General features: G+C 67.8%; 13 protein-coding genes. 6 read left to right on the top strand and 7 right to left on the bottom strand.

Annotated features, from left to right (window positions below; translation table 11 throughout):
- Nucleotides 1-119: 119 nt before the first annotated feature.
- From ACSVDD_RS08230 to ACSVDD_RS08250, 5 genes are all read right to left on the bottom strand, one after another.
- Nucleotides 120-3,632: an indolepyruvate ferredoxin oxidoreductase family protein gene (locus ACSVDD_RS08230; protein ID WP_448188847.1), complete on the bottom strand. Its 3,513-nt coding sequence runs from the start codon at nucleotides 3,630-3,632 to the stop codon at nucleotides 120-122.
- A gap of 221 nt (nucleotides 3,633-3,853) precedes the next feature.
- Complete coding sequence (locus tag ACSVDD_RS08235; protein ID WP_448188848.1) at nucleotides 3,854-4,771, bottom strand: response regulator transcription factor; 918 nt, start codon at nucleotides 4,769-4,771, stop codon at nucleotides 3,854-3,856.
- Between the two features lie 191 nt (nucleotides 4,772-4,962).
- A complete protein-coding gene (locus ACSVDD_RS08240) occupies nucleotides 4,963-5,403 on the bottom strand; it encodes a CBS domain-containing protein (RefSeq protein WP_448188849.1) in 441 nt (146 codons plus the stop codon).
- Nucleotides 5,404-5,548: 145 nt separating this feature from the next.
- Nucleotides 5,549-6,241: a class I SAM-dependent methyltransferase gene (locus ACSVDD_RS08245; protein WP_448188850.1), complete on the bottom strand. Its 693-nt coding sequence runs from the start codon at nucleotides 6,239-6,241 to the stop codon at nucleotides 5,549-5,551.
- Nucleotides 6,242-6,308: 67 nt separating this feature from the next.
- Nucleotides 6,309-6,557, bottom strand: coding sequence for a DUF2312 domain-containing protein (locus ACSVDD_RS08250; protein WP_448188851.1), 249 nt, complete (start codon nucleotides 6,555-6,557; stop codon nucleotides 6,309-6,311).
- Between the two features lie 293 nt (nucleotides 6,558-6,850).
- Between ACSVDD_RS08250 and ACSVDD_RS08255 the strand changes: the two genes are divergently transcribed.
- From ACSVDD_RS08255 to ACSVDD_RS08270, 4 genes are read left to right on the top strand one after another with little or no spacing between them, the layout of a single operon-like run.
- A complete protein-coding gene (locus ACSVDD_RS08255) occupies nucleotides 6,851-8,008 on the top strand; it encodes a Re/Si-specific NAD(P)(+) transhydrogenase subunit alpha (RefSeq protein ID WP_448188852.1) in 1,158 nt (385 codons plus the stop codon).
- A gap of 15 nt (nucleotides 8,009-8,023) precedes the next feature.
- The gene (locus tag ACSVDD_RS08260) at nucleotides 8,024-8,443 is read left to right on the top strand and encodes an NAD(P) transhydrogenase subunit alpha part 2 (RefSeq protein ID WP_448188853.1); all 420 of its coding nucleotides are present in this window, start codon (nucleotides 8,024-8,026) and stop codon (nucleotides 8,441-8,443) included.
- A gap of 1 nt (nucleotide 8,444) precedes the next feature.
- On the top strand, nucleotides 8,445-9,842 hold the full coding sequence (locus ACSVDD_RS08265; protein ID WP_448188854.1) for an NAD(P)(+) transhydrogenase (Re/Si-specific) subunit beta: 1,398 nt from the start codon (nucleotides 8,445-8,447) through the stop codon (nucleotides 9,840-9,842).
- 51 nt (nucleotides 9,843-9,893) lie between these two features.
- A complete protein-coding gene (locus ACSVDD_RS08270) occupies nucleotides 9,894-10,184 on the top strand; it encodes a DUF1330 domain-containing protein (RefSeq protein ID WP_448188855.1) in 291 nt (96 codons plus the stop codon).
- Between the two features lie 4 nt (nucleotides 10,185-10,188).
- Here ACSVDD_RS08270 and lepB read toward each other — a convergent pair whose 3' ends face one another.
- A complete protein-coding gene (gene lepB / locus ACSVDD_RS08275; protein ID WP_448188856.1) occupies nucleotides 10,189-10,905 on the bottom strand; it encodes a signal peptidase I in 717 nt (238 codons plus the stop codon).
- A 73-nt stretch (nucleotides 10,906-10,978) separates the two neighbouring features.
- Between lepB and ACSVDD_RS08280 the strand changes: the two genes are divergently transcribed.
- Together ACSVDD_RS08280 and ACSVDD_RS08285 are read left to right on the top strand one after the other, a co-directional pair.
- Nucleotides 10,979-11,275: a type II toxin-antitoxin system HicA family toxin gene (locus tag ACSVDD_RS08280; RefSeq protein ID WP_448188857.1), complete on the top strand. Its 297-nt coding sequence runs from the start codon at nucleotides 10,979-10,981 to the stop codon at nucleotides 11,273-11,275.
- Nucleotides 11,272-11,598, top strand: a complete 327-nt coding sequence (locus ACSVDD_RS08285; protein ID WP_448188858.1) for a type II toxin-antitoxin system HicB family antitoxin — start codon at nucleotides 11,272-11,274, stop codon at nucleotides 11,596-11,598. Before ACSVDD_RS08280 ends, ACSVDD_RS08285 begins: the two co-directional genes overlap by 4 nt.
- A 7-nt stretch (nucleotides 11,599-11,605) precedes the next feature.
- Here the strand turns inward: ACSVDD_RS08285 and panB are convergent, their stop codons facing one another.
- Nucleotides 11,606-12,430 (bottom strand): 3-methyl-2-oxobutanoate hydroxymethyltransferase, encoded by an 825-nt coding sequence (gene panB, locus ACSVDD_RS08290; protein ID WP_448188859.1) that lies wholly within the window; start codon nucleotides 12,428-12,430, stop codon nucleotides 11,606-11,608.
- Nucleotides 12,431-12,460: the final 30 nt, after the last annotated feature.

The raw sequence follows: 12,460 nt of genomic DNA on the forward strand, positions 1-12,460 counted from the left end.
TGTTGCATAGCGTTACACAGCGTTGCATTCGCGGTCCGGCGATCCTCTTTGCACACAAAGGACGTGCTGCACGGCGCACAATGGGAGGGGGCGCCCGAACGCCCCCTCTCCTGGCCCTTCTACTCCGCCGCCAGCGGTTTCGGGGTGGCCGGCTGGTGGAAGGCGTTCAGCAGGTCCGCTTCGCGGGCCTTGGCGGCGGCGACGTTGCGCTCCTTGATGGGGCCGTAGCCGCGCATGTCCATGGGCAGGCTGGCGATCTCCAGGGCGAGGCCGAGGTTCTCGCGCGTCAGCTTCGTCAGCATCTCGCCCACCATCGCCTCGAAATCGGCGATGAGCCGACGCTCCATCCGCCGTTCCGGCAGCCAGCCGAACGGGTCGAGCATCGTGCCGCGCAGCCGCCGGCCCTTGGCGAGCCAGACCATCGCCTTGCGCATCCACGGCCCGTAGGTGCGCTTCTTCGGTTCGCCGCCGTCCGCGTCGGTCTGGCCGAGCACCGGCGGGGAGAGGTGGAACTGGACTTTCCAGTCGCCCTCGAACATGCGGTCCAGCTTGTCGAAGAAGCCGGTGTCGGTGTAGAGCCGCGCCACCTCGTACTCGTCCTTGTAGGCCATCAGCTTGAACAGCGACCGCGCCACCGCCTCGGTCAGGACGGTGGAGCCAGGCATTTTCTGGCCCTCGACGCGGCGGGTCCAGTCCACCGTCGCGTGATAGCGCGCGGCGTAGGCCCCGTCCTGGTACTCGGTGAGGAAGCGCGTGCGCCGCTCGATCACCTCGTCCAGCGTCTCGGAGATACGGTGCTGTTCCTCGATGGGCTCATGGCCGAAGCTCTCCGGCGGCGTCGCCGCGGCCTCGACGGAGGCCGGATCGTGGGCGGCGCGGCGGCCCCAGAGGAACGCTTGGCGGTTCATCTCGACCGCCGCGCCGTTCAGTTCGATGGCCTTCAGCAGCGCCTCGGCGGACAACGGGATCAGCCCCTTCTGCCACGCGTAGCCGAGCATGAACGGGTTGGACGCGATGCTGTCGCCGAGCAGCGCCACGGAAAGCCCGGTGGCGTCCACCGCCGACACGCGGTCCTTGCCGCCGCAGGCCGCCTCGATGTCGCCGACCAGGGCGCCGACCGGCACGGTCAGGTCGCGCTGCTTGGTGAAATCGGCGGTGATCAGCTCGTGCGTGTTGACGATGGCGCGGGTCTTGCCGGCGGCCATCTTCGACAGGCCGTCGCCGGCCGCCGCCACCACCACGTCGCAGGCCACCACCGCGTCGGCGCCACCGGCGGCGATGCGGACGGAGTGGATGTCGTCCGGTGTCCGGCCGATGCGGATGTGGCTGGTCACCGCACCGCCCTTCTGCGCCAGCCCGGTCATGTCGAGCACGCCGATGCCCTTGCCCTCCAGGTGCGCGGCCATGCCGAGCAGCGCACCCACCGTCACCACGCCGGTGCCGCCGACGCCGGTGATGTAGATGCTCCACGGCCGCTCGCCGATCTCGGGCAGGACGGGGTCGGGCAAGGCCGAGGCGTCCACGCCGGTCTTGGCGACCGGCTTCGGCTTGCGCAGGTTGCCGCCGTGGATGGTGACGAAGCTCGGGCAGAAGCCTTTCACGCAGGAGAAGTCCTTGTTGCAGGTGGACTGGTCGATCTGTCGCTTGCGGCCGAACTCGGTCTCCACCGGGATCACCGACACGCAGTTGGACTTGACCGAGCAGTCGCCGCACGCCTCGCAGACCAGCTCGTTGATGACCGTGCGCTTGGCCAGATCCGGCATCTTGCCGCGCTTGCGGCGGCGGCGCTTCTCGGTGGCGCAGGTCTGGTCGTAGATCAGGATGCTGACGCCCCCCCCCTCGCGCAGTTCCTTCTGCACGCGTTCGAGGTCGTCGCGGTGCTCGACGCTGGTGAAGGGCGGCAGGCCGGAGTCGGCGCCGTACTTCTCCGGCTCGTCGGAGACCACGATGATGCGGCTCACCCCCTCGGCGGTCAACTGCTTGGCCAGCGAGGCGACGGTCAGCGTGCCGTCCACCGGTTGGCCGCCGGTCATGGCGACCGCGTCGTTGTAGAGGATCTTGTAGGTGATGTTCACCTTGGCGGCGATGGCCTGCCGGATTGCCAGGATGCCGGAGTGATAGTACGTGCCGTCGCCGAGGTTGGCGAAGATGTGCTTTTCCTCGGTGAACGGGGCCTGCCCGACCCACGGCACGCCCTCGCCGCCCATCTGGGTGAAGGTGTCGGTCCGCCGGTCGAGCCACGTCGCCATGTAGTGGCAGCCGATGCCGCCGAGTGCCCGCGAGCCCTCCGGCACGACGGTCGAGGTGTTGTGTGGGCAGCCCGAGCAGAAGGTCGGCTTGCGGACGATGCGCGCGACGTGCGCCTTCTGCTTCTCTTGGGCGTCGAGGAAGGCGACGCGCTGGCGGATCTGCTCGTTGTCCACGAAGCGCAGCAGCCGCCGGCCGATGACCACGGCGATCTGCGCAGGCGACAGCTCGCCGGCCGAGGGGAGGATCCAGTCGTTGTTCTCGTCGAACTTGCCGACCACCCGCGGACGCACCTCGGGGTTCCAGTTGTAGAGCTGTTCCTTGAGCTGGTTCTCGATGACCGCGCGCTTCTCCTCGACGACGACGATCTCGTCGAGGCCCTCGCAGAAGTGGCGCGCGCCCTCGCGCTCCAGCGGCCAGGGCATGGCGACCTTGTAGACGGTGATGCCCAGGTCGGCCGCCATCGCCTCGGAAATGCCCAGCTCGTCCAGGGCTTGGCGGACGTCCAGATAGCTCTTGCCCGTGGTGACGATGCCGAAGCGCGGGCGGGGGGAGGATATGACGACTTGGTCCAGCTTGTTGGCCCGCGCGAACGCCAGGGCGGCGTACAGCTTGTGCCGCATCAGCCGGTATTCCTGCTCCAGCGGCGGGTCCGGCCAGCGGATGTTGAGGCCCCCCAAGGGCATGGGGAAGTCCTCGGGGATCACCGGATGCACGCGCAGCGGATCGACCATGACCGAGGCGGAGGTGTCCACCGTCTCGGCGATGGTCTTCATGGCGATCCAGCAGCCGGACCAGCGGCTCATCGCCCAGCCGATCAGGCCGTAGTCGAGGATCTCCTGCACGCCGGCCGGGTTCAGCACCGGGATCATGGCGTGCATGAACGCGTGCTCGGACTGGTGCGGGAAGGTGGAGGACTTGGCGTTGTGGTCGTCGCCGGCCAGCACCAGCACGCCGCCATGCCGGGACGTGCCGGCCCCGTTGGCGTGCTTGAAGACGTCGCCGGAGCGGTCCACACCCGGCCCCTTGCCGTACCACATGGCGAAGACGCCGTCGTACTTGGCGCCGGGGAACATGCCGACCTGCTGGCTGCCCCACACGGCGGTGGCGCCCAGCTCCTCGTTGACGCCGGGCTGGAAGTGGATGTGGCTCTTCGCCAGGAACTCCTTGGCGTTCCACAAATTCTGGTCGAGCCCGCCCAGCGGCGAGCCGCGGTAGCCCGAAATGAAGCACCCGGTGTTGAGCCCGGCGGCCAGATCCCGCTGGCGCTGCATCATCGGCAGGCGCACCAGCGCCTGGGTGCCGGTGAGGTACACGCGCCCCTGTTCGAGCGCGTACTTGTCCTGAAGCGACACGTTGGCGAGAGTCACGGTGGCGAGTGCCATCTTTCCATCCCCGTACGACGCGGCGAAACTCCGCGTGTTCTTATGTTTGACTGACAGAAAGGTAATTCTTGCTGTCGTATCAGTCCATCGCCGGCCGGGGTGCCGTGTGAAAAAGCAAGGAATGGTCGGCGGATGCGTTTCCGTCGACAGTGAATATAGGGATTCGCGGGGCCAACGGAAATTACCGGTCCGGCCTATGGAGGGGCGTACCGATCAGCCGATCAGCCGATCAGCCGGGCTTCGCGCGGACCGCGGGGCGCCTCCGGCTCATCCCAACTCGTGCCCTCGACCATGGGGTGGTTCTCGATCAGGGAGTCCACGCCGGTGGCAAGGCAGACGGCAAGGCTGCGGTCGGCGGCCAGCCGGTCGCCCCTGTCGCGGGTGACCAGCCAGCGCAGCCCGGCGTGATGCGCCCTCAGCGTCTCGAAGAAGGCCGGGACGAACGGGTCCACCTTGGTGACGCAGCGCGCCAGCGAGCGGACGATCTCCTCCACGACCGGGTCGCCGGACGCCCCGTGCTGGAGGTCGGCGGCGACGACGCGCAGCGCACCCAGGTTCAGGTCGCGCCGGTCCAGCACGCTTTCCAGACGGTCCAGCGCCATGAGCAGGCGCAGGCACCGCTCACGCTCGGCCGGCGAGGCGTCGCCGCCGGGCAGGCGCGGCGGGCTGTGCGGGAACAGCGCCCCGCCGGGCGGCAGCGCCGGATGCTGGATGTGCGGGGCGGTGGCCGGGACCGGGCGGCGGGGCCGGCGCAGCACCGCCTCGATCCGCCGGGCGATGACCGCCGCCGATACCGGCTTGGCGAGCACTGCGTCGGCTCCGACGTCCCAGGCGGCGCGAACGGTCGGAACGTCGGCCTGAGCGGTGAGCACGATGACCGGCAGGTCGTGGCGCGGGCTGTCTGGCGCGTGGCGGAGCCAGCGCAGCAACGCCGCTCCGTTGACCGGCGCCATGATCCAATCGGTCACCACCAGATCGACGGGCTCGCTGCACAGGATGCTCCTGGCCTCGGCGCCGTCGGCGGCGGTGAGCACCCGGACGACGCCCCACTGGATGAGCATTTCCTGAAGCCCACAACGCAGCAGGGCGTTGTCGTCGGCGACGAGAATCTTCAGGCGGGCGAGGGGGCGTGGGGTCATGGCGCTGGCGTTCGCTTCGTCGTGCATCGTCGATCGGACATATCGGCCGTGGGGGCCGCCGACGCAGGACGTGGAGACGGATTAGCGCCATTCCCGGACCGCTCGCCGGGAGGGGATTGCTTTGGGGGGATGGGCGCCCGATCAGGAGGGCCGCAAGCGCCGGGGGCAGACCGGCGCGCGTCCTCAAGGGGTTACCCCTTCACCAAGGTCAGGTCGCGCAGCACGGCCACCTCGTGTGCCTGCTCGTTCAGGCGGGCCTTCACCACGTCGCCGATGGAGACGATGCCGACAAGGTCGCCCACGTCGTTGCACACCGGCACGTGGCGGTGGCGGCGCATGGTCATCATCTGCATCAGGTCCTTGATGGAGTCCTTCGGCGTGCAGGTGCGGACCTCCTTGGTCATCAGATCCTCGACCTTGTCCTGCAAGGCGTCTTCGCCATGGTCGGCGATGGCGCGGACGATGTCGCGCTCCGACAGGATGCCCACCAGCTTGCCGCGCTTATCGCGCACGACGACGGCGCCGATCCGCTTGTCGGTCAGCAGCCGGGCGGCGTCCTCCAGCGTGCTGTTCGGCAGGATCGAGACGATGGTGTGGCCCTTGTTGCCCAGCACGTCGGCGATGGTGCTCATGCCTTCTCTCCCCTTGTGTGGAGCCGATTGTTGGCCCCTCATCATTTAGCGTTGCGCCCGCCGGCAACAACGGCGCAAAGGGAAGTCTTTGCATCAGGGAAACGGCATGAGGGGGCCTGGACGTGCAGGCGGCTGGTCTGAGCGTTCAGGTGGCCGGGATCTTTTCCGCGAGAATGATGTACTGGAGCGGCAGGACGCCCTCGGCAAATCCGTCCGGGTCGATGCCCATGGCCTGCACCGCGGGGCGCAGGGTGTCGGCGAAGCGCATCCCGTCCTCGCGGTCGAAGATGCGGCCGCGCACGTCGGCCGGCTGCCAGCCGGCGCGCATGAACAGGTCGAGGCCGCTGTCCAGCGTGAAGAAGCGCAGGTGCGTGCGGTCCAGGATGCCGCCGTCCGTGTAATCCCAGTGCCCGCCCAACAGCGCCGTCAGCACCGACCAGTGCTGGACGTTGGGGATGCAGGCGATAACCACGGCGTCCGCCCGCGTCACGCGGTGCAGACGGGTCAGCAGGCGCGCCGGGTCGATGAGGTGTTCCAGCACGTCCCCGAACACCACGGCGTCGAAGCTGCCGCCGTCGATCTGCGCCAGCACCGAGTCGTCCTCGGCGTCGCCCTCCACCACGCGGTCGAGGCGCTGGCGCGCGACCATGGCGGCCTCGGGGTTCAGTTCCAGCCCGGTGCAGTGCGCCTGCGGCGTGCGGGCCTTGAGCGCCTGCCCGAGTGCGCCGGTGCCGCACCCTACTTCGAGAATTCGCGTCGCGGCGGCGGGGATGGCGTCGAGCAGGTCGGGGTTGACCTGATCATGGTAGGCCAGCGGGTGTCCGCAAAAGGCCGGCATGGGATGGGTTCCTTTCCTCCGCCCGGCCATTCCCGCGTGCCGGGAATGGCCGGGCGGTGGGGCGTGTCTACTCGCCCATGCCCAGGGCCTGCTTGTAGAGCTCCAGGATGGCTTCCTGTTCCTGCAGGTCGTTCTTGTCCATTTTGCGCAGACGGATGATCTGGCGCATGATCTTGGCGTCGAAGCCGGTGCCCTTGGCCTCGGCATAGACTTCCTTGATGTCGTCCTGGAGGCCCTTCTTCTCTTCTTCCAGGCGCTCGATGCGCTCGATGAAGGAGCGCAGGCGATCCACGGCGATGCCGCCGACGTCGGACATGATGGCTAACCTCTCGCACGGTGACCGGGGTGTCTTTCGAAGCGGCGACGATATCGGCGCAAATTGGTGTTAGCAAGGGGGCGGCTTACGTCGTGCGCCGGTTGTCACGCATGGAGCCTATGACCCCCGGTCAGACCAAAGTCGCATCGCCGAAACCGACGCGGTGTGCGAAACCGGCCCATTGCGCCCCATGCGGCAAGGGGGCGGCTTCACAAGCCGTACCGATTGCGGCAAAGATGCCTATTCAAGAAGTGAAATGCCTTCGCGTTGCAGATTCGGGGAAGGGAAAAACAATGAAGGTCGCCATACCCAAGGAACGGCGCCCGAACGAGGCGCGCGTCGCCGCGTCTCCGGAGACGGTGAAAAAGCTTAAGGCCCTCGGGCTGGACATCGTGGTGGAGAGCGGCGCCGGTCTCGGCGCCTCGATCACTGACGATGCCTTCACCGCGGCCGGCGCCACCATTGCGCCCGACGCCGCCACGGCGCTGTCCGGCGCCGACATCGTGCTGAAGGTCCAGCGCCCGCTGCTGCCCGCCGAAGGCGGGGCGGACGAATTGTCGCTGATCAAGCGCGGCGCCCTGCTGTTCGGCATCCTGAACCCGCATGCCAGCCGCGACCACGTCAAGGCGTACGCCGATGCGGGCGTCAATGCCTTCGCCATGGAGTTCATGCCGCGAATCACCCGCGCGCAGGTGATGGACGTGCTGTCCTCCCAGGCCAACCTCGCCGGTTACAAGGCGGTGGTGGACGCGGCCAGCGAGTACACCCGCGGCTTCCCGATGATGATGACCGCTGCCGGTACGGTGCAGCCGGCCCGCGCCTTCATCATGGGTGTCGGAGTCGCCGGCCTCCAGGCCATCGCCACCGCCAAGCGCCTGGGCGCCATCGTCTCGGCCACCGACGTGCGCCCGGCCGTGAAGGAGCAGGTGAAGTCCCTGGGCGGCAGCTTCGTTGCCGTCGAGAACGACGAGTTCAAACAGGCCGAGACCGCCGGCGGCTACGCCAAGGAGATGTCGGACGACTACAAGCGCCAGCAGGCGGCGCTGGTGGCCGAGCACATCAAGAAGCAGGACATCGTCATCACCACCGCGCTGATCCCCGGCCGCAAGGCTCCGGTGCTGGTGACCGCCGAGCACGTCGCCTCGATGAAGCCCGGTTCGGTGATCGTCGATCTCGCGGTCGAGCAGGGCGGCAACGTCGAGGGCTCCAAGCCCGGCGAGACGGTGATGACCGCCAACGGCGTCAAGATCGTCGGCCATCTGAATTACCCGAGCCGCATCGCGGTCGACGCCTCGCTGCTCTACGCCAAGAACCTGCTGGCCCTCCTGACGTCGCTGCACGACAAGGAGAAGGGCATCGCGCTCAACTGGGACGACGAGATCGTCAAGGCCATCGCGCTGACCCGCGACGGTCAGGTCGTCCATCCGGCCTTCGCCGCCCAGCCGGCTTAAGGAGAGACCCAAACCATGGACCAGACCCAACTGTCCAACCGCCTCGCCGAGATCAAGGGGAACCTGGCGGTGCTCTCCAACCAGGCGGACGCGCTGGCCGCGCAGATCGCCACCAGCGCCGCCCCGGCGGCCGAGGCGGCCGGCGGCCACGGCAGCTTCTTCATCACCGGCCTGACGGTGTTCGTGCTGGCCTGCTTTGTGGGCTACTATGTGGTGTGGCGCGTCACCCCGGCGCTGCACTCGCCGCTGATGGCGGTCACCAACGCGGTGTCCTCGGTGATCATCGTCGGTGCGCTGATTGCCGCCGGCCCGGCCGACTTCGGCTTTTCGAAGATCATGGGCTTCCTGGCGGTCATCCTCGCCAGCGTCAACATCTTCGGCGGCTTCCTGGTCACCCAGCGCATGCTGAGCATGTTCAAGAAGAAGGGCAAATAAGATGGAATCCTTCGCAGCCCTTCTTTATCTGGTCGCCTCGGTCTGCTTCATCATGGCGCTGAGGGGCCTGTCGTCGCCGGAAACCTCGCGGCAAGGCAACATCTACGGCATGGTCGGCATGACCATCGCCATCATCACCACGCTGGCGCTGCCCATCGTGCAGTCCTACTGGATGATCATCCTGGGCATCGCCATCGGTGGCGGCGTCGGCTATGTGGTGGCCAAGCGCATCGAGATGACGGCGCTGCCGCAGCTCGTCGCCGCCTTCCACTCGCTGGTCGGTCTGGCCGCGGTGTTCGTGGCGGTGGCTGCCTTCTACTCGCCCGCGGCCTACGGCATCGGCCTGCCCGGCGCCATCGCCAAGGGCTCGCTGATCGAGATGAGCCTGGGCACAGCCATCGGCGCCATCACCTTCTCCGGCTCCATCGTGGCGTTCGCCAAGCTGCAAGGGCTGGTCAGCGGCAAGCCGCTGATCTTCCCTTACCAGCACCATCTGAACGCGGCGCTCGGCGTCGTCGCCATCCTGACGATCATCTGGCTGATGAACTCCAACTCGGCCGCGGCCCTGTGGATTCTCATCCTCTTGTCGCTGGCGCTCGGCTTCCTGCTGATCCTGCCGATCGGCGGGGCGGACATGCCGGTGGTCATCTCGATGCTGAACAGCTACTCGGGCTGGGCGGCGGCGGGCATCGGCTTCACGTTGCAGAACAATCTGCTGATCGTGACGGGTGCGCTGGTCGGCTCGTCGGGTGCGATCCTGTCCTACATCATGTGCAAGGGCATGAACCGCTCGATCTTCAACGTCATCCTCGGCGGCTTCGGCGGCGAGACCGCCGGCCCGGCGGCGGGGGCGGGCGGTGAGCGCGGCACGGTCAAGGCCGGCTCGCCGGAGGACGCAGCCTACATCATGAAGAACGCCCAGTCGGTGATCGTCGTCCCCGGCTACGGCATGGCGGTGGCGCAGGCGCAGCACGCCCTGCGCGAAATGGCCGACATGCTGAAAAAGGAAGGCGTCGAGGTCAAGTACGCCATCCACCCGGTGGCGGGCCGCATGCCCGGCCACATGAACGTGCTGCTGGCCGAGGCCAACGTGCCGTACGACGAGGTGTTCGAGCTGGAGGACATCAACCGCGACTTCGGCACGGCGGACGTGGCGTTCGTGATCGGCGCCAACGACGTGACCAACCCGGCGGCGAAGACCGACCCGCAATCGCCGATCTACGGCATGCCGATCCTCGACGTGGAGAAGGCCAAGACGGTGTTCTTCATCAAGCGCTCGATGGCCTCGGGTTATGCCGGCGTCGAGAACGAGCTGTTCTTCCGCCCCAACACGATGATGCTGTTCGGCGACGCCAAGAAGGTCACCGAAGAGGTCGTCAAGTCGATGGAACACGCCTGATCGCGTGCTGCGAGGGGGCCTTCGGGCCCCCTCGGTTTTTTGGGAGCAGGGATGGCCGCCTACATCATCGTCGAGGCCGACGTGCACGACCCCATCGCCTACGAGGAATACCGCAGGCTCTCCAGCGATGCGGTGAAGAAGCACGGGGCCACCTTCCTGGTGCGGGGTGGCGCCCGGCACGTGCTGGAGGGCGATTGGCAGCCCAAGCGCATCGTCGTGCTGGAGTTCCCTTCAGCCGAGGCGGCGCACGCCTTCTATCACAGCCCCGAGTACGAAAAGGCCCGCGAGGCGCGCAAGCACGCCGCCAAGCTGAACGTCATCATCGTCGAGGGCGGGGTTTAGGTGGTCAGCTGATCCAGCCGATCCGCTCCAGGCGCAACACTTTGAGCCAGCCCGCCGGGTTGTCCCAGCGCGCGTCGAAGTCCACCGAGAAATGGCGCAGATCGGCGCGGCCGATCAGGTTCTCCGCCGGCACGAACCCCACGCCGCCCATGTCCTGCGGCACGCGGCTGTCCAGCGAGTTGGAGCGGTTGTCGCCCATCATGAAGTAGTGCCCGGCCGGCACCACCAGCTCCGCCGTGTCGTCGAGCGGGCCGAGGACGGGCGCGTGCAGCACCCGGTGGCGCACGCCGCCCGGCAGAGTCTCGATGAACTGCGGGACGCCCTGGTGGTTCTCGACGCGCTCCAGCCGGACGGGTTCGCCGTTGATGGTCAGCACGCCACGCACCATGCGAATGCGGTCGCCGGGCAGGCCGACGACGCGCTTGACGTAGGCCGTCTCCGGGTCGCGCGGCAGCTTGAACACCACGATGTCGCCGCGCTGCGCCGGCCGTTCCAGCGCGCGGCCGGAGAAGAGATTCACGTTCAAGGGCAACGAATGCCGGCTGTATCCGTAGGCGAACTTGCTGGCGAACATGAAGTCGCCGACTGCCAGCGTCGGCAGCATGGACTCCGACGGCACATGAAACGGCTCGGCCACCGCGGTGCGCACGCCGACGGCGAGGAGACACGCCAGAACGACGGTCTTCGCCGTCTCGCGCCAGGAAGTCTTGCCGGTGCTCATCGTCCGCTCCGCATGGTTGTGCCCACGCATGCTAACAGCTTGGACGTGGCGGACAAGGGCGTCAGGTGCTCGCATGCCTCTTCCGCGCGATAGCGCTTGGCGCTATCATTATCATATGAATAAGGCGCACCGCACGACCCTGGCCGCCATCTTTGACCGTCCGACCCGCGCGGGCATCCGGTGGGCCGATATCGAAGCGTTGATCAGGGCTCTGGACGGTGTGGTAGAGGAGCGCGCCGGCAGCCGCGTGTGGGTGGAGGTCAACGGCAAGGGTGCCGTGTTCCATCGCCCGCACCCGCAACCGGAGACGAAGAAGGGCGCCGTGGACGCCGTGCGCACGCTGTTGGTCAACGCAGGGATCAAGCCATGACCATGGAGTACAAGGGCTACGTTTCAGGTCCCATCGACTTCGACCCGGAGGACGGCACCTTCTCGAGTACGGTCGCCGGCCTGTCGGACGTGATCCATTTCGAGGGTATGAACGCTGTCGAGTTGTGGGACAGCTTCCGGGGCAGCATCGACGAGTATCTGGCGATTTGCGCCGAGAAGGGCCGCTCGCCCGACAAGCCGTTCAACGGCAAGATCCTGGTGCGCACCGCGCCGGAACTGCACCGCAAGGCCGCCCTGCGCGCCGCGGCCGAGGGCATCAGCCTCAGCCAATGGATCGCCCGCCAGATCGAAGCGGCGCCCTGACCGGCGGTCAGCCCTTCTTCACCCCGAAGCAATGCTCATCGGCCGGGAAGCGCCGCGCCTTCACGTCGGCGGCGTACTCCGCAGCGGCCCGCGACACCTGCTCGCCCAGTTGTGCATAGCGGCGGACGAACTTCGGCGTGAACTCCGCGAACAGGCCGAGCAGGTCGTCGCTCACCAGCACCTGACCGTCGCACGCGGGGGAGGCGCCGATGCCGATGGTGGGGACAGCGACCTCGGCGGTGATGGCGCGGGCCAGCGGTTCGACCGTGCCCTCGATCACCAGGGCGAAGGCGCCGGCATCGGCGATCGCGCGGGCGTCGGCGCGGATGCGCTCGCTTGATGCCGGGTCGCGGCCGACCGCCTTGTAGCCGCCCAGCGCGTTGACCGACTGCGGCAGCAGCCCGACATGGCCCATCACCGGCACGCCGCGGGCGGTGAGGAAGGCCACCGTCTCGGCCATCTCGGCGCCGCCCTCCAGCTTCACCGCCTGGGCGCCGGTCTCAGCCAGCGCACGCGAGGCGGCGCGGAACGCGGCCTGCGGGGATTCCTGGTAGGTGCCGAAGGGCAGGTCGATGACGACGCAAGCGTGCGTGCTGCCGCGCACCACCGCGCCACCGTGGGCGATCATCAGGTCGAGCGTCACCGGCAGCGTCGAGTCGTAGCCGTAGACCACCATGCCCAGCGAGTCGCCGACCAGCAGCAGGTCAACGTGCGGGTCAAGCAGACGCGCCATGGGCGCGGTGTAAGCGGTGAGACAGACGATAGGCTCGCCGCCCTTGCGGGCGCGCAGCTCGGGCACGCCGATGCGGCGGGTGGACGTGACGGCGCTCATCCGATGTGCTCCGGGTTGGGGGCTTGGGGA

The sequence above is a fragment of the Azospirillum terrae genome (assembly GCF_053470425.1).

Bases quoted from the DNA above. Each gene is read 5' to 3' on its own strand.
- ACSVDD_RS08230 (WP_448188847.1), bottom strand. From the start codon at position 3,632: ATGGCACTCGCCACCGTGACTCTCGCCAACGTGTCGCTTCAGGACAAG.
- ACSVDD_RS08235 (WP_448188848.1), bottom strand. From the start codon at position 4,771: ATGACCCCACGCCCCCTCGCCCGCCTGAAGATTCTCGTCGCCGACGAC.
- ACSVDD_RS08240 (WP_448188849.1), bottom strand. From the start codon at position 5,403: ATGAGCACCATCGCCGACGTGCTGGGCAACAAGGGCCACACCATCGTC.
- ACSVDD_RS08245 (WP_448188850.1), bottom strand. From the start codon at position 6,241: ATGCCGGCCTTTTGCGGACACCCGCTGGCCTACCATGATCAGGTCAAC.
- ACSVDD_RS08250 (WP_448188851.1), bottom strand. From the start codon at position 6,557: ATGTCCGACGTCGGCGGCATCGCCGTGGATCGCCTGCGCTCCTTCATC.
- ACSVDD_RS08255 (WP_448188852.1), top strand. From the start codon at position 6,851: ATGAAGGTCGCCATACCCAAGGAACGGCGCCCGAACGAGGCGCGCGTC.
- ACSVDD_RS08260 (WP_448188853.1), top strand. From the start codon at position 8,024: ATGGACCAGACCCAACTGTCCAACCGCCTCGCCGAGATCAAGGGGAAC.
- ACSVDD_RS08265 (WP_448188854.1), top strand. From the start codon at position 8,445: ATGGAATCCTTCGCAGCCCTTCTTTATCTGGTCGCCTCGGTCTGCTTC.
- ACSVDD_RS08270 (WP_448188855.1), top strand. From the start codon at position 9,894: ATGGCCGCCTACATCATCGTCGAGGCCGACGTGCACGACCCCATCGCC.
- lepB (WP_448188856.1), bottom strand. From the start codon at position 10,905: ATGAGCACCGGCAAGACTTCCTGGCGCGAGACGGCGAAGACCGTCGTT.
- ACSVDD_RS08280 (WP_448188857.1), top strand. From the start codon at position 10,979: ATGCCTCTTCCGCGCGATAGCGCTTGGCGCTATCATTATCATATGAAT.
- ACSVDD_RS08285 (WP_448188858.1), top strand. From the start codon at position 11,272: ATGACCATGGAGTACAAGGGCTACGTTTCAGGTCCCATCGACTTCGAC.
- panB (WP_448188859.1), bottom strand. From the start codon at position 12,430: ATGAGCGCCGTCACGTCCACCCGCCGCATCGGCGTGCCCGAGCTGCGC.